The organism is Hymenobacter sp. YC55 (assembly GCF_029433095.1).
Classification (GTDB): domain Bacteria; phylum Bacteroidota; class Bacteroidia; order Cytophagales; family Hymenobacteraceae; genus Hymenobacter.
The window spans coordinates 340,073-360,363 of the sequence record NZ_JARNTX010000004.1 but is presented as its reverse complement, the minus strand read 5'-3'; the positions used below and the strand labels follow the sequence as shown (position 1 = coordinate 360,363).

17 protein-coding genes are annotated in these 20,291 nt (G+C 49.5%); 4 read left to right on the top strand and 13 right to left on the bottom strand.

What is annotated here, in order from left to right; translation table 11 throughout:
* Nucleotides 1-77: 77 nt before the first annotated feature.
* Both P1X16_RS24110 and uvrC read left to right on the top strand, forming a co-directional pair.
* On the top strand, nt 78-2,408 hold the full coding sequence (locus P1X16_RS24110) for a transglycosylase domain-containing protein (RefSeq protein ID WP_346771263.1): 2,331 nt from the start codon (nt 78-80) through the stop codon (nt 2,406-2,408).
* A gap of 191 nt (nt 2,409-2,599) precedes the next feature.
* Nucleotides 2,600-4,414 carry an excinuclease ABC subunit UvrC gene (gene uvrC / locus P1X16_RS24105; RefSeq protein ID WP_277234599.1) on the top strand — a complete coding sequence of 605 codons (1,815 nt, stop codon included), beginning with the start codon at nt 2,600-2,602 and terminating at the stop codon, nt 4,412-4,414.
* A 99-nt stretch (nt 4,415-4,513) separates the two neighbouring features.
* Here the strand turns inward: uvrC and gldN are convergent, their stop codons facing one another.
* From gldN to lipB, 10 genes are all read right to left on the bottom strand, one after another.
* Entirely contained in the window at nt 4,514-5,383 is an 870-nt protein-coding gene (gene gldN, locus P1X16_RS24100) for a gliding motility protein GldN (RefSeq protein ID WP_277234597.1), read from the bottom strand.
* Nucleotides 5,384-5,430: 47 nt separating this feature from the next.
* Entirely contained in the window at nt 5,431-7,020 is a 1,590-nt protein-coding gene (gldM, locus tag P1X16_RS24095) for a gliding motility protein GldM (RefSeq protein WP_277234596.1), read from the bottom strand.
* Between the two features lie 57 nt (nt 7,021-7,077).
* Nucleotides 7,078-7,884, bottom strand: coding sequence for a gliding motility protein GldL (gldL, locus tag P1X16_RS24090; protein ID WP_277234594.1), 807 nt, complete (start codon nt 7,882-7,884; stop codon nt 7,078-7,080).
* Between the two features lie 84 nt (nt 7,885-7,968).
* Complete coding sequence (locus P1X16_RS24085) at nt 7,969-8,988, bottom strand: SUMF1/EgtB/PvdO family nonheme iron enzyme (protein ID WP_277234592.1); 1,020 nt, start codon at nt 8,986-8,988, stop codon at nt 7,969-7,971.
* Nucleotides 8,989-9,226: 238 nt separating this feature from the next.
* Nucleotides 9,227-10,243 carry a type IX secretion system membrane protein PorP/SprF gene (locus P1X16_RS24080; RefSeq protein ID WP_277234590.1) on the bottom strand — a complete coding sequence of 339 codons (1,017 nt, stop codon included), beginning with the start codon at nt 10,241-10,243 and terminating at the stop codon, nt 9,227-9,229.
* 141 nt (nt 10,244-10,384) lie between these two features.
* Complete coding sequence (locus P1X16_RS24075) at nt 10,385-11,215, bottom strand: uroporphyrinogen-III synthase (RefSeq protein ID WP_277234588.1); 831 nt, start codon at nt 11,213-11,215, stop codon at nt 10,385-10,387.
* Between the two features lie 78 nt (nt 11,216-11,293).
* Entirely contained in the window at nt 11,294-12,502 is a 1,209-nt protein-coding gene (locus P1X16_RS24070) for a DUF4271 domain-containing protein (protein WP_277234587.1), read from the bottom strand.
* Nucleotides 12,503-12,527: 25 nt separating this feature from the next.
* Entirely contained in the window at nt 12,528-13,598 is a 1,071-nt protein-coding gene (locus P1X16_RS24065; RefSeq protein ID WP_277234585.1) for an MraY family glycosyltransferase, read from the bottom strand.
* Between the two features lie 67 nt (nt 13,599-13,665).
* A complete protein-coding gene (locus tag P1X16_RS24060) occupies nt 13,666-14,082 on the bottom strand; it encodes a hypothetical protein (RefSeq protein ID WP_277234583.1) in 417 nt (138 codons plus the stop codon).
* A gap of 47 nt (nt 14,083-14,129) precedes the next feature.
* Nucleotides 14,130-14,942 carry a lipoyl(octanoyl) transferase LipB gene (gene lipB / locus P1X16_RS24055; protein ID WP_277234581.1) on the bottom strand — a complete coding sequence of 271 codons (813 nt, stop codon included), beginning with the start codon at nt 14,940-14,942 and terminating at the stop codon, nt 14,130-14,132.
* A 198-nt stretch (nt 14,943-15,140) separates the two neighbouring features.
* On the opposite strand from lipB, the gene P1X16_RS24050 reads away from it, so the two are divergent.
* Nucleotides 15,141-15,500 carry a YraN family protein gene (locus P1X16_RS24050; RefSeq protein ID WP_277234579.1) on the top strand — a complete coding sequence of 120 codons (360 nt, stop codon included), beginning with the start codon at nt 15,141-15,143 and terminating at the stop codon, nt 15,498-15,500.
* A gap of 30 nt (nt 15,501-15,530) precedes the next feature.
* Here the strand turns inward: P1X16_RS24050 and P1X16_RS24045 are convergent, their stop codons facing one another.
* The 3 genes from P1X16_RS24045 to P1X16_RS24035 all read right to left on the bottom strand — a co-directional run bounded on the left by P1X16_RS24045 (nt 15,531) and on the right by P1X16_RS24035 (nt 19,250).
* Nucleotides 15,531-16,496 carry a hypothetical protein gene (locus P1X16_RS24045; protein ID WP_277234577.1) on the bottom strand — a complete coding sequence of 322 codons (966 nt, stop codon included), beginning with the start codon at nt 16,494-16,496 and terminating at the stop codon, nt 15,531-15,533.
* A gap of 206 nt (nt 16,497-16,702) precedes the next feature.
* A complete protein-coding gene (htpG, locus tag P1X16_RS24040; RefSeq protein ID WP_277234898.1) occupies nt 16,703-18,547 on the bottom strand; it encodes a molecular chaperone HtpG in 1,845 nt (614 codons plus the stop codon).
* Nucleotides 18,548-18,776: 229 nt separating this feature from the next.
* Nucleotides 18,777-19,250 carry a hypothetical protein gene (locus P1X16_RS24035; RefSeq protein ID WP_277234575.1) on the bottom strand — a complete coding sequence of 158 codons (474 nt, stop codon included), beginning with the start codon at nt 19,248-19,250 and terminating at the stop codon, nt 18,777-18,779.
* Between the two features lie 594 nt (nt 19,251-19,844).
* Between P1X16_RS24035 and P1X16_RS24030 the strand changes: the two genes are divergently transcribed.
* Nucleotides 19,845-20,186, top strand: coding sequence for a hypothetical protein (locus tag P1X16_RS24030; protein ID WP_277234573.1), 342 nt, complete (start codon nt 19,845-19,847; stop codon nt 20,184-20,186).
* The last annotated feature ends 105 nt before the right edge of the window (nt 20,187-20,291 follow it).

Below are 20,291 nucleotides of genomic sequence, written 5' to 3'. Positions count from 1 at the left end.
CTGAACTGTTTGGGTAGAGTCACGAAATCAAGTTTTGACCTCTCTCACTCCTGCAATCAAGTTTTTAGTTAATAAGAATGCCCGTTTCCAAAACTCGACCTGTCTCGCGCAAACCGCAGCGACCTAGCCGTTTCGCCGCTCTCACCCGCACCATGTGGTTGTTGTTTGCGGGCGGTTTGGTGGCGTCGCTTGTGTATATACTGGCTGTTAGCGTCAACTTTCTCAATCTGTTCGGTCAGATGCCTAATCTGAAGGCCTTGGAAAGTCCGCGCAGTGAGTTGGCTTCGGAGGTGTACTCGGCTGATGGGGAGTTGATGGGGAAGTACTTCCGTGAGAACCGGACTCCGGTGAGCTACAAAGAAATACCGCAAACGACCATCGATGCTCTGATTGCTACAGAAGATGCCCGCTTCGAAAGTCATTCTGGTATTGATCCGAAGGCTATGATGCGCGTAGCAACCGGCTTTTTCAGCGGCGGTAAGACAGGTGGCGGCTCGACGCTAAGCCAGCAGCTAGCCAAGATGCTGTTCCGGACCCGCGAAGACCTCAACAATGGCCGTCTCAACGACGTACCGGGTTTGCGCATGCTGATCACCAAAACCAAAGAATGGATTTTGGCTGTCCGGCTGGAGCGCAACTACACCAAGCGCGAAATTCTGCGCATGTATCTCAACACGGCAGAGTTTGGCTCAAATGCATTTGGCATCAACGTAGCCGCTAAAACGTTCTTTAATAAGCATCCACAAAACCTGACTTTAGAGCAATCCGCCCTACTAGTGGGTTTGGTAAATGGGCCGTCGTGGTTTAACCCGGTTCGTAACCCTGAGCGCTCCAAGCGCCGGCGTGATTGGGTGCTCGGCCAGATGCGCAAGAATGGCTACATCACCGAGTCAGTTTACGCTGCCGCAGTAGCCAAGCCCATCAAGCTTGATTACAAGGTTGAAAACCAGAACGAAGGTATTGCACCTTATTTCCGCACCGAACTCAGCAAATCGTTGCGGGAGTGGGCCAAGGAAACCGACCACGATTTGTATTCCGATGGTCTGAAGATCTATACAACCATCGATTCGCGCATGCAGAAGTATGCCGAAGCCTCTGTGGCCGAGCATATGAAGCTCCAGCAACGGTGGTTTGACCAACACTGGAAAGGTCAGCAGCCCTGGCGCGACGAGAACGGCCGTTTGATTCCTGGTTTTCTTAACACCTCCATCAAGCGTACGGAGCGCTACCGCTCACTCAGCAACCGCTACGAAGGCAACCAAGATTCCATCAAGTACTATCTGAACAAGAAGTATAAGATGAAAGTGTTCACCTGGAACGGTGGCGAGAAGGAAGTGACTATGTCCCCCATGGACTCGCTGGCTTACTACAAGCGGCTGTTGCACGCCGGCTTTATGGCCATGAACCCACTTAATGGCCATATCAAGGCTTGGGTAGGAGGCATCAACTATAAGTACATCAAATATGACCACGTTAAGCAAGGCAAACGGCAGCCAGGCTCTACGTTCAAGCCATTTGTGTACGTAGCTGCTATCGACCAAGGCTACTCGCCCTGCTATCAGCGTCCCGACGTGCCCACCACTTTCCCCGCCGAACGAGGCCGCCCAGCTTACACGCCCCGCAACTTCGAGGGTAGTTATTCCGGCCGCACTTTCACTTTGCGCCAAGCCCTGGCTCGCTCCATGAACTCTATCACGGCATGGCTGGTCCAGAAGATAGGACCGAACGATATAGTGGCGTATGCCAAGCGCTTAGGTATTACGTCGCCCATTGACCCTGTACCAGCTATTGGCTTCGGCTCATCTGATGTTAGTATTTATGAGCTAACGGGTGCTTATAGCACGTTCGTTAACAAAGGAGTCTGGACCTCGCCCATTATGGTAACGCGCATAGAAGACAAGAATGGCAATGTGCTTCGTGAATTCGTGCCCCAAACCCGCGAAGCTCTTAGCGAGGAAACCGCTTACCTAATGACTTATATGCTGCGGGGCGCTACTGAAGAGCAAGGCGGCACTAGTATCATCCTGAAGGGTGGCTTTAAATTTCCGTATGAGATGGGTGCCAAAACCGGCACTACTTCCAACTACTCTGATGGTTGGTTTATGGGCCTGACTCCCGACTTGGTGTGCGGCATGTGGATAGGCGGCGAAGACCGTAGCATTCACTTCCGTACCGGCGCATACGGACAGGGTTCCCGCTTAGCCTTACCGCTCTACGGCATTTTCATGAAGAAAATGTACGCCGATAAGAACATCGACATTTCGAGAGGTCCTTTCCCCAAGCCAGATACGCTGAGTGTAGAAATTGATTGCTCTCGTTACTACAATGGCGCACAGCGAGATACTATTCCCTACGACCAGAAGCTCAATCAAGCCAACCTCGACGACCTTGACGACGAGGAAATCTAAGCTGTAAAGCTGTCTTACTTTTAAATCGAACACATATTGCAGAACGTGGTTGGGATTTACCAGCCACGTTTTTTGTTGTTAATATGGCGCACGTTTGTTCAGCGTCGTATCTGCTCTGATTAGTGCTTTTAACAACACGATAAGCTCGTCAGAGTAAATCATTAGATCAATCCGCTTAAGTTCCACGCTCTATGGCCGCCCAAGCCCATCTGCAAGACCAAATCCGTCAGCTACCGCACCGCCCCGGTGTGTACAAATACTTCGATGATGAGGGCATCATCTACGTGGGGAAGGCTGTGGATTTGCGCAAAAGAGTAAGCAGCTATTTTACCAAGCAAGATCACAATAAGAAAACGCAGCAGCTGGTCAAGAACATCAAGCGCATCGAATTCACCATTGTGGACAGCGAGTCGGATGCTTTTTTGCTGGAGAATAATTTAATTAAGCAGCATCAGCCCAAGTACAACATCCTGTTGAAGGATGGGAAGACCTACCCTTATCTACTGCTCACCAACGAGCGTTTTCCACGCCTTATTCCTACCCGCAACAAGCGTCCGGGAGAAGGTCACTACTTCGGTCCTTATGCAAACGGCTCTTCTCTTCATGTAGTATTAGAGCTTATTCGTGCCTTGTACCCGTTGCGTACTTGCACCTATAACCTGTCGCCACAGAATGTAGAAGCCCACAAGTTCAAAGTGTGTCTGGAATACCACTTAGGTAACTGCAAAGGCCCTTGTGAAGGCTTGCAGGATGAGGAGACATACAATCAATATGTGCAGCAGATCCGACAGATCCTGAATGGCAACCTGAGCATCCCAAAGCAATACTTCCGCGAGAAGATGACTCAAGCAGCACAGGAATTGCAATATGAGCTAGCGCACCAGTACAAGCAAAAGCTAGACCGGCTCGACGCCTTCCAAGCCAAGAGCACGATTGTCAATCCGTCACTCTCCAACATTGACGTATTCGGTATTGCATCGAATGAAAAACTAGCATTCATCAGCTACTTAAAAGTGATGAATGGCTCTATTATTCTGACGCAATCTATCGAGGTTCACAAGAAGCTAGACGAGCCTGACGAGGAAGTCTTGGCTGCTATGGTAATGCAAATGCGAACTGAGTTTGAAAGCCAGTCGAAGGAAATTCTGACGAATGTGCCGTTGCCTGCTTTGCCTTTACCTGGCGTCACCATCACCCAGCCACAAATCGGCGACAAGCGCAAGCTTTTGGAACTGAGCATTAAAAATGTGCTCTACCTCCGCAAGGAAAAGGAAAGTATGAACGAGCGCAGCAAAGACCTCAACGAGGTGCGCATCATGGAAACCATCAAGAAGGACCTTCGCCTCACAGAGCTACCGAAGCACATTGAATGCTTCGACAACTCCAACTTCCAAGGCGACAATCCGGTGGCAGCTATGGTTTGCTTTCGTAATGCGAAGCCAAGTAAGAAGGATTACCGCCACTACCACATCAAGACAGTAATCGGTCCCAACGACTTCGACTCTATGTATGAAGTGGTTTCGCGCCGTTATCGGCGCCTCGTGGACGAAGGCGCCTCCTTGCCGCAGTTGGTGATTGTCGATGGTGGTAAAGGACAGCTCAGCATGGCCGTTAAAGCCCTGAAGGATCTTAACCTATGGGGCCAGATAGCAATTATAGGCATCGCCAAACGACTAGAGGAAATCTATGTTCCTAACGACCCGCTTCCCCTTTACATCGATAAGAAGAGCGAATCGTTGCGCTTGTTTCAGCGTATGCGCGACGAAGTACACCGGTTTGGTATCACCTTTCACCGCAGCCAGCGCGACGCAGCTACTCTCAAAACCGAACTAACGGATGTAAAAGGCCTTGGTCCCATCACAGCTGACAAGCTCTTAAGCAAGTTCAAATCAGTAAAGAAGATACGTGAACTCAGTGAACCTGAGCTTGTAGCAGAAGTAGGAAAAGCTAAGGCCCGAGTACTGCTCAACTACTTCACTCAGCAGGAGCAAGAGGCAACTGACTAAGTGAACATAGCAAGCAAAAGAAAAGCCCCGACCATTTGATGGTCGGGGCTTTTGCATTTAGCTATCAGCTACAGCAAGCGTATCTGCCTAATGATGCTTTTAGAAGCTCCAGAGGTTATACTCATACTCGATTAGGTCAGCTGCAGCCTGCTGCGAAGCAAGAATACCTTGCTGCTGACCACCGTAGATTTCGTCGAGACGAGAATCACTTGGGTTCGAAACTTTCACGATGTAGGAGTTGAACAACCACAGTTCGAATGCATCGGCCAAGTTCTTGTGCTGAGCGTCGTTCTGCGAGTTGAACCAGATAGCTTTATCCGGATTGTTGCGGAACACCTTCACCAAATCGCTGTATTTGAAAGTGCCAATCGGCTTTTCAATACCCGATGTGTTAGAGGACAGCGTAGATGGAACAACTAGCGTAAGGGTTTTGATGTCGTGATACATCCGCGACCGTTTCTTGTCGAAGATCATATCCTCTTTCAATTCCATTTGATAGAGTTCCTTAGGCCGATACTCATAGCTAGGTGCTACAGCTGGCGTTTTCGACTTTGCTGCACCTTTCTTCACCGGAGCACCCCAATCGTCAACAGCCTCTTCTGAGAAACCGGCAGCCTTTTCTTCATCACTCAAGCCAGCACTAGACTCTGCATACGACATGTTAGCTGAAACTTCAGCCGGAGTGTATGTAGAAGTCAGAGAATCATTTTTGTAGGCCTGCAGTTCACCACGCTTTACAGCATCGATGATAACCCGGCTTATTTCCTTGCCTTCCGAGAACATAGGCTTGTTCTGCTTCTCACGCAAGTCAATCGCACGCAAGATAGTTTTGCGGAACATGATGTCCGAGTTTGGAATCGGACGGTACGAGCCGTTGCTACTTGCTGTAGTGGCCTGCTCTTGAGCCGAAGCTGTCATGGAGAGCGTTAAAGCGGCCGTTAAAGCAGATAAAGAAAAGAATTTGTTCATACCGGAGTAATCAAAAAAGAGCTGCAGTTAGTTCAGATAAGTAACGCTTACAGCAGCGGAATATTGAACGACTTGTTGCCTACGTTCACTTCTTCCACTTGATTCTGGAAGTTCTGGCGCTGTACCTGCTTCACTTCGATATAAAGACGGTCGCCTTCACGGGCAGCATCTACTACAGCACTCAAGTTAGCGGTAGGACCATTGACAGGAATTGCGGCCATAGCTGGGCGCTTACCGCGAACCAGTGTTACTTCATAGCGAGCCACGCGGTAGCGAGCATCTTCAGGAAGGAAAGTAGCAAAACCAGCATCTGGTACGGCACGCAATTGCATGTTACGTACAGCAGCGATAGGAGTGCCTTGCTTTTCGTTGGCTTGGCGACCACCTACTACACACTGAATGTCAGGCTTCGGAATTGGACGCACCTGGAAAGTCTGCGAACCGATAGGGTTGCCACCACTGCTTACGCTCAAGGTTACTTCTCTTGCATTTGGCACCAGTGTTACTTCGCCTTTAGCTGAACCTTTGATGGTAGAAGCACCGGAAGCTGAGAAGCTAGGATCATACTGAGCACCCAAAGCAGGTACCTGTACACTAAGCTTGTTTCCGCACTTAAAGTACAGTGCCTGTACTGAGGCTGACTGCACCTGCATTACTGGCTTAGTAATCGTGTAAGGCACGTTTACTTTGAAGGTAGTGTCACGACCATTCTGCTTGAAGCGAATAGTACCCGTCCACTGAGCTTTCGCGTTGCCAGATGCATCGAAGTTACCAGGACGAGCGGTGAATTCCACTTTACCTTTACCAGTAGCTGCATCAACTGCTAGAGGCGAACCATTCAAAGTCATAGTAGGCTTGAGGCCAGTAGCTGAAGCAGTCAAGAACAACTCAGCCTTATACTTAGTACCTGCAGCCACAGTGTTTGACTCAGCGCTAGCGAAAGCACCTACTTTGTCGAATACAATGATGTTGCCACCAACCTTGGCTGATTGTGCTGCCAAAGCATCCGACTCATATTTCAGAACCTCTGCTTCTTTTTGCGACAAAGTTGCCAATGCCGCTACAAGTGGCGTGTTCTCGAAGTTGAGTTCAGCGAAATTTTTAGAACGCTGCTCTGGATCCGTAACCATCGGATCTTCTTTGGCGTCTAAAGCTAAAGGAGCCGCACCAGGAACAAACGTCTTGATGTACGAAGAGTACTCGTTCAGCTTGTTCTTCATCTCATAAGCAGCACCATCCTTTTTACCGCCGAGCATGGTGATAGCCACTTTGTCTTCGGCGCTCATGTTCTTGTACTCGCTCTTGCCTTTGGTGTTTTCCGTGGCAGTTACGAGTTTATCACGTACACCGGCCAGATACTCGATCATCTGCTTGGTACGCTCGCGAATTTCTTCGCTTTGCTTCAGCACAGCCACGTCAGAAGCCTGGTTGCGGTTTTTCTCAACCTGTGCTTGAATGCCCTTTACTGTGCCGTCGTTGGACTTAGAAACCTTATCGTTGATACTGCTAAGGCTATCGTCTAGAAATTTGAACTTCAGCAGGATTGCTGAGTTCACTTGTAGGGCTAGAAGTGCAGTCAGTACCAAGTACATCATGCCTATCATCTTCTGCCTTGGAGTTTCTTTTCCTCCCGCCATCTCGTCTACCTAATTATATAGTGGGCTCGAAAATTAAGGTTGCTGCTAGTCTAGCTATTAGCTAGTAGCCCGCATAGCATTTAGCATGTTGCCGTACACACGGTTCAACGAGTTGAGGTTGCCAGTTAAGGCGGCTACTTCATCTTTGAACTTCTCGGTGTCTTTGCCGGCCTCAGTCATGTTTTGCATAGCCTGGCTCAGCGTACCGTAGAACTGGTTCATGGATTTGAGGTGCGTGTTGGCATCCTGCAGCTCCATTTCGTATACTGCGTTCAAGGCACCGAGATTCTTGGTTACCGTCTGAACCTGTACATGATACTCTTTAGCATCTTTGGTAGCATCCGACATAGCGCTCATTGCCTGAGCGGTGTTAGCATATGCTTCGTTGATGCGCTCGAGCGAAGTAGCAGCTGAACGTACTTTGGCGGTATACTCGTCGGTAGCGTTGGTAGCTTCACCGAGAGTAGAGAGTTGCTGCGTGGTAGTGCTTAAGCGGTTTAGACCCTGACCTAAAGAAGAAATAGCTTCGGGTGTTACATTGGCATCCTTCAGCATATCATCCAGCTTACGGGTTAAGCCTTTGCTGTTGCTGTCTTCTACGAACTTGTTGCTGTTGGTCGAAGGATCATACCCTTCGGAAAGCTCTGGATAAACCAGTGACCAGTCGTGTTCTTTAGCTGCGGGCTGGAAAGCACTTAAGAAGAAGATAACGGCCTCAGTACCTAGACCAACGATTAGCATAACGTCAGCACCTTTCCAGTGCTGAATTTTAAACAAAGCTCCAATGATTACGACTGCGGCCCCGATGCCATAGACTTTGGGCATCAGCACATCATAGAGAAAACTACCGCCTTTAGCTGCCATGTGATTTGATTGTTGGAAAGAAGAGGTTGGTGATTGAATTGAAACGGAAAAGCAAATGAAGACCGAAACGAGTGAAAGCCGTAATTAATTCAAGCGGCCGTTAGTACCCATTCCGATTTGGATCATGGCCGTACGGAAGCCAATGAACGAACGAGAAGAATCTTGGTATTCGAAATTGCGAGTGCCTGTTTCCAGGAAGTAAGCAATGTCCTTCCAAGAGCCGCCACGTACTACTTTGCGAGGCTCATTGTCATCTGGGTTGGTAGGGTTCATGTCCCAAACTACAGGCACAGAAGCTTCCATGTAAGCATCATCGCACCACTCGGCTACGTTACCCGACATGTCGTACAAACCGAAGTCGTTCGGGAAGAAGGCACCAACTGGCGAAGTGTAGGCATAACCATCAGAAGCATAGTCGCCGCGACCAGGCTTGAAGTTGGCTAGCATACAGCCTTTTGAATTGCGCAAGTAAGGACCACCCCAAGGATAGGTTGCCAAATCCCGACCGCCGCGTGCTGCATACTCCCATTCGGCTTCTGAAGGAAGACGGAAATTAGGAGTTGCTGCGAGGCCAACTTCTTCGTTGGCTACGTTTTTATGCTTGGTGCGCCAGTTGCAGAAATACTTAGCCGCAAACCAGTCTACCCCTACCACTGGATAATCATCAAAAGCAGGGTGAGTGTAGTAGTACTCCATCAGCGGGTCACCCATATGGTAGGTGAAGTCGCGCACCCATACTGTTGTATCTGGATAGAGCTCCGTCATTACGTACTCTTCTCCTAGCACGTCAATCGAATCCTGCCGGATGGCGTTCATAAATTGACGGTATTCGTTATTGGTGATTTCGGTTTCATCCATGTAGAAGCCAGCGATAGTCACTTGCTTGTTCATGTTGACCATAGAAGCCGAAATGTCTTGGTCTGTTTGGCCCATATGGAACGTACCACCTGGGCAGGGTACCATCCCGAAAGGCACCTCTTGCGGGTTAAACTCGGGCCGGTCCTCTGCCCCAACTAGGTCGCCTTGTGGCCCTTTACCAAAACCACAGCCCCCCAGAATTAATGCCGATATGGCAAAGAGAGGCAATCCGAAAAACTTATTCATGTGAGGAAGTAAAATGACTGTTGAGGCGGCGATACCAGAAGATTACAATTTTTCGAGTTGGCAAATCTAACGAAACTTACGTTCGTGCGCAAACCAAACGCCCAATGCCTTGCATTTGTCTGCGAACTAACAAAACTGCCAGCTAAACGACGAAACGCAAAGAATTAGTGCCTAGTTCCTAGAAATCCTTCGTCCACGTAATCAAGGCATCGGGGTGATGCCTTGTAATTGAGCAAGCTTAGAAGCTATAACGAGGTGTACGAATCGCTGGGCGTGTAGCCGGACCAGGCTTAGGCAGTCGGTAAGAGAGCATAATCTCATGTGAGCTAAGAGCTCGAGCGTCCTGGTTAAATGCAATAAAATCAAAAGCGTACCCTATCCTCAGCGCATTGTCTTTTGCCAATGCCAACCCAGCCATACCCGTGAACGACTCATCATAGCGGTAGCCTACACCACCCCAGAACTTATCATTGAAAGTGGCACGAACGTTCGCTTCGTAGGAGTTATTTTTGAACGTGAACTTTCCATCATCACCAAACTTTCCTGGTAGTACCATCTTCATCAGCACCGAAGGAGTTACGACAACGGATGGAGACGCTTCAATATTGTATCCGGCGGTGAGATAAGAATGATTCTCACCGATATATCTTGCTGTATTCTGATAGCTGATAATATTTCCCTGTTCGTCTGTAACAGCACTTTGGAATTTATACTCCGAACGCAGCAAGTTATTCACGCTCAGACCAGCATACAGGGTTGGCGACTCGTACCACACACCTGCTCCTAAATCAAATTTATTATCGGATCCGTCGAGAGGTACGCTAGGATCATTTGCATCGATATACCGGTACACCCCCTTCGCCAGGTAATTGTATACACCTTGTATACCAATACCTAATTTGCCCTCTCCTAACTGAATATGCTTTGAGTATGACAACTGCGCATTGGTCATTTTAAACTGCGCAATCTCATCTCTGTATACATGGAACCCAATGCCGCCGCCTAGAACCTGCACAGGAAATGATCCTGTTAGCATATATGTTTTAGGCTCTCCCCCCTCGTCGAACGAAGCGCTGTAGTTAAAATATTGATAACGCCCGATTGCAGTTATTTCGCCTTGGCCTTTGATACCAGCATACGCTGGGTTAAGGTACATGCCATTGAAGCCATAGTGAGTAAACTGCGGTTGTTGCTGCGCCAACGCAGTGCCTGCAAAGGTTGTAAAGAGGCAGGCAAAAAGTACAGTTACTTTCATATAAATATCTGATTTATGGCGTTTTACGACCAAGGCAGCAAGCTGAGAGACGTCTTCAAATGTATTCTAAAAAACCCTGTGCAACAAACCCTAAGTAAAAAACAAACGGGGGAGCAGATCGTCTGCTCCCCCGTTTGTTTTTTATACGTTTTGTTTTCCATTCTTGTTCTTTTCCTTGCCTATATCAGGGCCGTGATGGTTCCGAATATAGGCTTCAATAGCACCAGTCATTGATGGTGCGTTAGGTTGAGGTGCTTCTATATCCAATTCCAGCCCAGCATCAGTTACTGCTTTGGCCGTAGTTGGTCCAAAAGCAGCAATTCTTGTGCCGTTTTGCTGAAAATCAGGGAAGTTGACGAACAGTGAACTGATACCTGAAGGACTGAAGAAGGCGATACAATCGTACTTCACATCTGATAGATCAGACAGGTCGCTGGCCACTGTGCGGTAGATAACGGCCTCAGTAAACCTAAAATTGTTTGCCCGCATAAATTCCGGTATATCATCCTTGCGGATATCAGAGCACGGGTACAAAAACTTCTCGCTCTTGTGCTTTTTGATAACATCAAAAAGATCAGCGGCAGTGCGCTGCCCTACAAATAGCTTGCGTTTGCGCAATACTATGTACTTCTGCAAATAGTTAGCGGTCTGCTCGGAAATGCAGAAATACTTCATTTCGGCAGGCATTTCCAGCTTTGCCTCTTGACAGATACGAAAGAAGTGATCCACTGCATTCCGGCTAGTGAAAATAACGGCCGTATGCTCGGATATATTGACCTTCTCTTTCCGGAAGTCCTTGTAGGAAACCGGCTGTACCTCAATAAACTCCCGAAAATCTACTTTGATGCCATACTTTTCGGCAATAGCAAAATAGGGGGAAACATCATTGGTCGGCTTAGGCTGGGTGACAAGGATGCTGGAGATTCGCTTGGCATGACGGCCCGTCCCCGGTTTGTCTGTGCTCTCGGCCATAGGGTAAAGGAAAGGGGTAAGTCTAACGCAATAGGAGAATGGTGGCGGCGGCCTGCCTCAACAGTGGAAAGGAGAGGCTTAGTATGTGAAAACGATTAATTTAAGCAAGATCACCAAAGGAATTACTTCAGTGGTGCAAAGGTAAGAAAACAAATGAAGATTAAAGAGTGAACTCTTGCGGTGCAGCGTTCGAGCCACTCGGATAACTGTACCGACCAACAATAAGGAAACCACACCATTAGAAACCCATAGTACCGTCTTGGGAATAGTTTGGTTAAGCCCTAAATACAGTAACATGACTAATGGCAGAAACAAGCCTAGGAATAGAATGGTGCGGATAAATTCTCGGTACTGTACTAGCACTAGTTCACTCACATCAAATATGTAGCTCAACAATTCTAGGAACAGATATTTGCCAAGCACGAAGCCTGCTATGAGTACGGTGTAAAGCAATACCCGCACAACAAGTGCAGATTCTGGCACATCGAATAGACGCCGTAGGATAACGATGTTTTGAACGTTGGTATGAATAGCGACCAATAATAAAGCAAATGACAAAGAAAAAACGAGGACTAGCATAATATTCAGCCATGTCACCGTGGGCTTAATCAGGAATTCCTGTTGAGCTGTTGATCGGCTCCATAATCCCTCGATTTGATAGATGCGGGCAAATCCTGGTTGGTAGGTAGCTCGAATTCCACCGTACAACAAACCAATCAGTAGCAGGAAACATAAGAATACATTTTCGCCAGGATGACTACGGGCTACTGGCTGTGCCAATCCTTGATTGGACGTCGTCTTGCTTGGACTTGCTGCGAGCGTAACTGTAGGTTGCGTGTTCGTGAATGAACTCAGATTAGGTGCTACCTCCGGATGCCATACACACAGCAAATGGGGTCCTGCTACACTTCCTGCAGGCAGCAGTTTGCTAAGGTCTAGAGTATAGGGAGCGGTGGAAGCCGCCGTGAACACAAGCCGGTTATCTAGAAACAAGCTCTGGCCTTCCCGAGCTGTGAAGCTGATAAGGAGTGGATGCATCGGCTGTAGTGCAACCCACTGATAATACGCATGCGCCGGAGTATGATAATCGGGCAGGTAGAGAACCAAGCGGTTCCGGTCAGCATCGTGAATAAGCCAGTCAGAGGAAAGGCCGCTGCGTTGCGCGGGTGGTAGAGGTCGATACTCAGCTGCCCATACAGAAACCAACGGCCACAAGCTTACAAACAGCACGAGCAAGAACTGCCGAATAGCTGCGCAACTTTCGCCTTTTTCGTGTTTCTGGCACATATACAGTTTAGCTTCTCAACCAAACTTAGGATGCTACTCGCTGCTTTTCGGCGGCGCGGCTGCGATAGACACCTAGAAAGACACTGAGTAGCAACGAAAATCCTACCAGTATGGCAATGATCCAGGTGTTGCCCAGAGAAGAGAAGTTGATGACAAACAAAATCACCAACAGATTGAGCAAGCCGAGCACAGTTACAGTACCGATTTGCTGAAAGCCCATGGCTAAAATTCGATGGTGTAGGTGGTTCTTATCGGGGGAGAAAGGCGAACGTCCTTCCATCATGCGCAAGATGAATACGCGCAATGTATCGAATAGCGGAACAAACAAAATACCAGCTGCTACCGAGGGGGCTGACGAAGCAAAGGGCTGCCCTACCTTGAGGCCCATTTCAACGAATTGAATGGTAAGCACCGAAACAATAAAGCCGCACACCAGTGAGCCAGTGTCGCCCATGAAAATGCTAGCTCGGTGAAAGTTATAGCGCAAAAAGCCGATAATTCCCCCCATCAGGCACACGGACACAAATACATAATTGCTGTAGCTAGGTCCACCGTAGCGCACGAAGTAATAACCGAATGTGCTAACAATAATGATTACAATACTGCCCGCTAAGCCGTCGAGACCGTCAATTAGGTTTATGGCGTTGGTGATGCCGACAATTACGACGAAAGTGAATGCGTAGCTGATGCCTATCGGTAATTCGTGCACGCCTAAGATGCCTTGGAAACTGGTAAGGCGCACATCGGCCATGATCATGACAATGCCAGTAGCCAGCAGTTGACCGATAAACTTTTTCATTACGGAAATAGTCACCAGGTCATCTTTTAACCCTACGAAGAACAACACGATGCAGCCTGCCAGAAGCTGTTGAATGCCATTCGCAAGGTCAGCGAAAATGGTGAGTGCCGACATAAAGCCCGCAAAAATGGCCACGCCCCCAAGCCGAGGCGTTAGCGACTCATGCACGGTGCGCACGTTGGGCGTGTCGAGCATGTTTTTGAGGTGGGCAATGTAGATAATGGACGGCACGGCAAAAAGAGCCACCAGAAACGCCCATAAAAACGACAAACTCAACTGGATTCCGAGAGGATTCATCACGCAACGACTTAAGATAGAAACAGCAGCTATGCCCGATAAACGGAGTAGCTACTGCGAACAGGTACTAGCCGTGCAACACGCCTTCTCGGCCGAGCAAGGGAATAGTGGTGAGGTTAGCAGGAACAATAGAGTCGGGCACGAAAATGAATTTCTTATCGTAAACCTGCGTGTCGCGGTAATAGCTTACCCAATATTGGTTGTTGAGGTGAAACAGATCTGGATCAATGGGCTCGATAGGCACAGCGGTATGCGGCTCTACTTCAGCAAAGACGTGCCGCAGCGTAGATGTACGAACCGCTTCACCATCGGGCCGGGAGCCGTAGCCGTTGGAATTGACGATGACGTTGCGGATCGGAAAAGCGTTTTCGTTTAGCAAGTAGACTTGCCAGCCTGCTTTGCCTTGTTCGGTAGCCGCCGCCTCATCGGGTACTACCGCCACCGAAACGCCTGCTACCGGTTCAAAATTGATATGTTCCTTCATGGGGTACTAGATGCCGCTTTTAATTTCGTTGGGTGGATGCCGCTTAGCTAAGGCAGAGTATTCATAAGCTTCTCCGTAAGTTCTGCCTCGAACAGACGCGCAAGATGAGGTAGCAAACGGTTTTGCACTTCAGCTAGTGGCACTGCCCGACCTAGCTCCAACTGAAGTGAGGTAACCGCTTTGTCGGAGATGCCACAGGGTACAATGTGTCCGAAGTACGAAAGGTCGGTATTTACGTTGAGCGCGAAGCCGTGCATGGTCACCCATCGGCTGCATTTCACGCCTAATGCGCAAATTTTACGCGGGTTGGGCGCACCTTCTTCGAAATCTATCCAGACCCCAGTAAGCCCAGCAATGCGGCCGGCTTGCACACCATACTCAGCCAGGGTTAGAATAACAGCCTCTTCCAGCAGGCGCAGGTAGCGGTGAATATCAGTGAAGAAGTTGTCGAGGTCGAGGATGGGGTAGCCGACCAACTGGCCGGGGCCGTGGTAGGTGATGTCGCCGCCACGGTTGATGCGGTGGAAGGTGGCACCGTGAGCTTCCAACTCACTTTCGGTTAGCAACAGGTGCTCTGGTTTTCCGCTTTTACCTAGTGTATAAACATGCGGGTGCTCGACCAACAGCAAGTAATTGGGAGTAGCAGCAGGAGCCGTACCAGCCTCAGCAGCTTGCCGGTTGCGGGTTTTGTATGCCAACGTATCAGCTAGCAGTTGCTCTTGGTAAGCCCATGCTGCCTCATAAGGCACCAAGCCGAGCCGCTCTACATTAATCTTCCGGTTTTGGCCAGGGAGAGCAACGGACGCAGCATCCGGGGCAGCAACAGGCGCTGATTCCGCGCAATGACTATACGTGTGCATGGCAAAGCAACTAAGTATACCCGTCAAACCAGGAACTGAGTGAAAGTTGCCAGTCGAAAGCAACTTTATTGCTTTTAACTCAGGATCAACACCATCTAGTTTCCACGGCCTGAGCGGAAAAGGCGCAAAGTTACTAGATTAAGCGCCAAACTCAATCTGTGCTACTTACTTCCTCTCTTCATACAACTTCGTCTTTGCATGAGCACAAAAGCCCATCAATTGGGGCAGGCTGGTGAGGAAGCCGCGGCAGCTTTTTTAGTAAGCCAAGGATACGAGCTCCTACACAGAAGCTACCGGCATGGTCGGGCCGAAGTGGACTTGGTGGTACGGCGCGGAGAGGAGCTACTGATATTTGTGGAAGTGAAAGCGCGCTCCTCCAACCAATTCGGCTACCCCGAAACCTTTGTCACGGAACGGAAGAAACAGCTCTTCCGACTAGCGGCCGAACACTTACAGGAACAGCTAAACTGGCTCGGCGACATTCGCTTCGACATTCTAGCTGTTACTCCCGCCGCTGAAGGCCTGCGGGTAGAGCACTTCGAGGATGCGTTTTACTGAAAAGACAACCAAAAACAGCTGGCTGGCTCTCTAGTTGTTGCGGCGGTTGGTATTGCCCGGCCGGTCCGTCACGGACGCACGATTGTCGAACTTGTCTTTCTCGTACACAAGCACACCGTTGCGGTTGTACTCTTTGATAAGAACTGGCTCTGTCACTTCAGGGTCGTAGCCCGACTCGCCGTATTGATACACGAACCGGCGGCGGTCTTTGGTGTTGCGGAAACCCCAGTAATTGGTCCACTCCCCTACTCGCTTGCCATTCTCGAAAGCCCCGTCCCAGTCGCGCTTGCCATACTGATTGAAGCGGACATAGTCGCCTTCCAGCTTACCGTTCACATAGGGCACTACTTCCTGCACCTGCTTATGCTCGGTGTCGTAGTACGTGACGTTGGCATCACGCGGGAACCCCATTTCGAAGTGAGATTTGGAAACCAGTACATTGTCACGGGTTAGTCTCTCCCAACGCAGGTGCTTGGTACCGACTGCGAAGAAGCCCGTTTCAATCACCTTGCCGCCTTGAAGCTTCTTGTAAGGGCCGTGCAAAACTTTATCGGTCGCGGCATTCAGCTCCGAGTTGGCCCGGAAAATTTTCCGTTTGCGCGGGTTGAAATAGTAGACCGTAGTGGAAAAGGCGCTGGGTTGCTTGAACGTCTTGAGGTAGTAGAAAATCTCTACCACTTGGTTCTTGCCCTTCGGTCCTGATTTGGTGTATGCCTTCTTGATCCGCTCGCCGAGGAAGATGTTTTTCTTCTTTTTGGTTTTGCGCTGCTCAGCTCTTTCTTTGTCTTTTGCTGCTTTCTCTTGCGCTTTGGTAAGCGCTGCTACCTTCTTTGGATCTAAAGAAGGAGCTTTGGTGGTATCGCCAGAGGTGGTAAGCGTGTCAGCAAGGGCTATTGTGGGCGCCTCTGCTCGGCTGTTGAATGATACTGTTTTGGGGGAGCAAGCCCCCAAACAACTCAACAGCAACAGTGAAAGGTACAGATAGGACAGGCGCATTGGAGCAAGTGCAAACAGTTTTCGCAGCATCAAACGCAAAGATATAGGGATTTGGTGCCCAGCTATAAGCTGTTTGCTCTTAGCAAGTAGTTGCTTGCAACTTGCTTGGCGCTAGCATCAAATGTATACAGCGAATAATAACAAACCCCGACAACCTAAAGCTGCCGGGGTTTTATACTATCTTAAACTTCTACTACTTTTTTAGACTAATCGACGGCCAATAAGTCGGCGCTACGCTTCACAAAGGCCGTTAGCGCCTCGCCTTTCAGCATGTTTTGCGCCAGCAAAGCTAAGTCGAAAGCTTGACGAGCCAACTTCTGCCCTGCTTCTCCCTCTGCTTTTAGCACACGTTGTGCTACCGGGTGGTTGGCATTCACGCTCACGGTGTAGCTATCGGGTAGACTACCAAACATCTGCATACCGCCGCCACCGCCAGTGCGCTGCATATCCTTCATGCGGCGCATAAACTCGGGCAGCGTGATGATAACTGGCGCATCTTGTGGTGAGAGAGCCGCTACCTGCACCTGCATCTGCTCGTTGCTGATGGCCGTTTTGAATACTTCCTGCAGCTTGGTTTTCTCGTCGTCGCTGAGCACACTTTCGTTCTGCTCGTCTTTCTCGATAAGCTTACCGATGGTATCGGCGTCAACGCGCTTGAACGAGACTTTCTCGAGCTTCTGCTCTAGCTGACCAATGAAGTGCGGGTCCAGTACCGTTTCCAATTTCAGCACATCGTAGCCACGATCTTGGGCAGCTTGCACGAAGCCGTGCTGCGCCTCAGAGTCGGTAGTATAGAGGACGACGGTCTGGTCGTTCTTGTCTTTCTGATTGGCTTGCACAAACTCCTGGTACTCGGAGAGCGTGAAGTATTTGCCAGCCACGTTTTGTACTAGCGCAAAGTCCTTAGCCTTCTCATAGAACTTTTCGTCCGACAGCATGCCGTACTTCACGAACAGCCCAATGTCCGACCACTTCTCTTCGAAGCCCGTGCGGTCTTTGCGGTACAGCTCGGCCAGCTTGTCGGCCACCTTTTTGGTGATGTAGCTGTTGATTTTGCGAACGTTGCTATCGGCTTGCAGGAAGCTGCGCGACACGTTCAGCGGAATGTCGGGCGAGTCGATAACACCGTGGAGCAGCATCAAGAACTCGGGCACCACGTCTTTCACCTCGTCGGTAATGAACACCTGGCGCGAGTAGAGCTGGATTTTGTTGCGCTGGAACTGCAACTCGTCTTTCACCTTCGGGAAGTAAAGGATACCCGTCAGGTTGAATGGGTAATCGACGTTGAGGTGAATCCAGAACAGCGGCGCCTCGGAGAAGGGATACAGTTCCTGGTAGAACTTGGTGTAGTCTTCGTCGGTAAGCTCGGCGGGCTGCTTGGTCCAAATGGGGGCCGTCTGGTTGATTACCTGGCCTTCAAACTCGATTTCGATGGGCAGGAATTTGCAGTACTTGGTTAAGATGCCACGCAGGCGGGCTTCCTCCAGAAATTCGTCGGAATCTTCGGCAACGTGCAGTACTACGTCGGTGCCGCGCTCGGCCTTAGCGTGCTCGCCAGTTGGTTCGTCGAGCGTGAATTCAGTGCTGCCGTCACAAACCCAGTGCGCCGTTAGCGTGTCTTCCTTATACGATTTCGACCAAATTTCAACTTCATTGGCTACCATGAAAGCCGAGTAGAAGCCAAGACCAAACTGCCCGATAATCTGGTCTTTGGCAGCGGCATCTTTCTCCTTATACTTCTCCACAAACTCGGTGGCACCAGAGAAAGCAATCTGGTTGATATACTTTTTAATCTCTTCGGCCGTCATGCCCAGGCCGCGGTCCGATACCGTGATTTTGCGCGCTTCTTTGTCAACGGTTACGCGCACCTTCAGCTCACCTAGCTCGCCCTTAAACTCGCCTAGCTGACCCAGGCTTTTCAGCTTTTGGGTGGCATCTACGGCATTACTGACCAATTCCCGAAGGAAGATTTCGTGGTCGGAGTAAAGAAACTTCTTGATGATGGGGAAAATATTCTCGGTATGAATCGAGATACTGCCTTTCTCTTGCATGGCACGTTGGCTGTAAGGTTTATACTCTAGAATCCGGACGATATGCCAGCCCCACATGTGAGCTGACTCGTTGGCCGCTCGTTTCAAAACCTATTCCACCCCGCTACAATTGCCAAAATGGCAGCGCCCTATACTTATCTCATCGCCAACTATAACTGAATACATTGCTCGTGCCGGCTTACTGTCTTGTGCGCGTTACAAGCTAAATATGGTGCTAACGGCCGTAATCTCAATAAATCAGATGCGACCCTGACTGTTGCCATACCGTTTGTGCAGCACTCCATTCCAGTTCCATATCGCCTACCAACGTAGGTGAACCGGTTAGCCAGTCGAGAGCAGAAAGAGCATCGGAAAAGAATTGAAGGTTGGCCTTCACATAGCGCTGACCATCACTAATTACACTTTCAATTATCAACTGATTATGAACATCGCCCGGCAAAACCAGCGCCAAGTGACGCAAACCCAAGTGCTCGGCGCAAGGCAACCATAAATCACTGAGCCATGCTTGCTCATCAGGGCCTATTGGAGGCAGACTTGCTGAATCAATCAGCCAACGGTTGGCTCCTTGCTGCAAAGAGAAGATCATCAACTCCCCGAAAGCCAGCTGAAATTTTGATAATGACATAGGGCCATGCCATGCCCAACGTAATAAACGCAACTTAGGATAGAATTGGATACAAAGGGAATCGAGGATACGGATCATAAGCAGCTAATAGCTGCCTACATGCCCGCTACTAGTTGTTACGAAATTAATGTCACTACAGATTTTTATATAACTTTTTCGGTGTTATTGAATTTTTCAACGATGAACGCAGCTTCCCGAACGCTGAATATTTAAGCTGCTTGCATACAATTTACATTCTTCAAGCTCAACAGTAATACTGATGTTGAATTGCGATGCGTGTCTGCATCCAGCTCAACATTAGTTTGGGCTTTGGCAACTCGGAAGATGGTGGCTGGCTGCCGATAGTTGAAGCGGCCTGCCCTGTAAAAGAAGGCATCTACTTTAGCTTTCTTCCTCATACGAATAGCGTTTCAGTGAGACTTGTTGAACGCTTGGACGCAGGGCGTAAGGCAGAAGCAACGTGACGAAGCAGACGAGCAGCAAATGTTTTCATGGCAGAACTAGCAAGGGGAAATTTGCACTGCAAAGATCGACAGTGCTTATTGCCAGCACGTTGCCTAGCAATTATGCTTTCATTATGATAAGGTCAGTTTTATCTACTGTTTTTGATTGGCACTGAACCAAGTTTGAATTTACCGTGTACCTTTGCCCCTATTCGACACATTGTTGCATATGCAAACTCTTCGGTCCCGGCTGGCTTTGTTATTGCTGCTCTGCTTTACGCGGGTGCTGCTGCCAGAGGCTTGGATTCTGAATTTGCACGCTCACCGGCACACCACCGAAGAGCCAGCGCAAGCGCCAGGTGACCTGAAAGGCAAAACCGTTCTGAGTGCCAAGCACCAGCACTGCGACGTCGACCATTTTTACCATGTGCCTTTCCAGCCGGCTCCGCCGCTGGAATTACCGCTGCTTTTCGCAGTGTATGCCTCAACCAGTTCCGAGCCCAGCGCTTCGGTATGGTTGTCGGCTATGCACGCCACGGCCGACCTGCGCGGCCCTCCGTGCCGAGGCTAAACCTGTAGGGCCGCTTGTAGTGCCACTGTGCCTTTTCAAGGAAAGGGTGCAAGCCTGTATTCTGTTTTTGTGCGGAATACCCCCTCCCCTGCCCGTCATGGCTTG

Bases quoted from the DNA above. Each gene is read 5' to 3' on its own strand.
- P1X16_RS24070 (WP_277234587.1), bottom strand. From the start codon at position 12,502: ATGTGCCAGAAACACGAAAAAGGCGAAAGTTGCGCAGCTATTCGGCAG.
- lipB (WP_277234581.1), bottom strand. From the start codon at position 14,942: ATGCACACGTATAGTCATTGCGCGGAATCAGCGCCTGTTGCTGCCCCG.
- P1X16_RS24080 (WP_277234590.1), bottom strand. From the start codon at position 10,243: ATGAAAGTAACTGTACTTTTTGCCTGCCTCTTTACAACCTTTGCAGGC.
- gldN (WP_277234597.1), bottom strand. From the start codon at position 5,383: ATGAACAAATTCTTTTCTTTATCTGCTTTAACGGCCGCTTTAACGCTC.
- P1X16_RS24045 (WP_277234577.1), bottom strand. From the start codon at position 16,496: ATGCGCCTGTCCTATCTGTACCTTTCACTGTTGCTGTTGAGTTGTTTG.
- uvrC (WP_277234599.1), top strand. From the start codon at position 2,600: ATGGCCGCCCAAGCCCATCTGCAAGACCAAATCCGTCAGCTACCGCAC.
- htpG (WP_277234898.1), bottom strand. From the start codon at position 18,547: ATGCAAGAGAAAGGCAGTATCTCGATTCATACCGAGAATATTTTCCCC.
- P1X16_RS24060 (WP_277234583.1), bottom strand. From the start codon at position 14,082: ATGAAGGAACATATCAATTTTGAACCGGTAGCAGGCGTTTCGGTGGCG.
- P1X16_RS24050 (WP_277234579.1), top strand. From the start codon at position 15,141: ATGAGCACAAAAGCCCATCAATTGGGGCAGGCTGGTGAGGAAGCCGCG.
- P1X16_RS24030 (WP_277234573.1), top strand. From the start codon at position 19,845: ATGCAAACTCTTCGGTCCCGGCTGGCTTTGTTATTGCTGCTCTGCTTT.
- P1X16_RS24110 (WP_346771263.1), top strand. From the start codon at position 78: ATGCCCGTTTCCAAAACTCGACCTGTCTCGCGCAAACCGCAGCGACCT.
- P1X16_RS24075 (WP_277234588.1), bottom strand. From the start codon at position 11,215: ATGGCCGAGAGCACAGACAAACCGGGGACGGGCCGTCATGCCAAGCGA.
- P1X16_RS24035 (WP_277234575.1), bottom strand. From the start codon at position 19,250: ATGATCCGTATCCTCGATTCCCTTTGTATCCAATTCTATCCTAAGTTG.
- gldL (WP_277234594.1), bottom strand. From the start codon at position 7,884: ATGGCAGCTAAAGGCGGTAGTTTTCTCTATGATGTGCTGATGCCCAAA.
- P1X16_RS24065 (WP_277234585.1), bottom strand. From the start codon at position 13,598: ATGAATCCTCTCGGAATCCAGTTGAGTTTGTCGTTTTTATGGGCGTTT.
- P1X16_RS24085 (WP_277234592.1), bottom strand. From the start codon at position 8,988: ATGAATAAGTTTTTCGGATTGCCTCTCTTTGCCATATCGGCATTAATT.
- gldM (WP_277234596.1), bottom strand. From the start codon at position 7,020: ATGGCGGGAGGAAAAGAAACTCCAAGGCAGAAGATGATAGGCATGATG.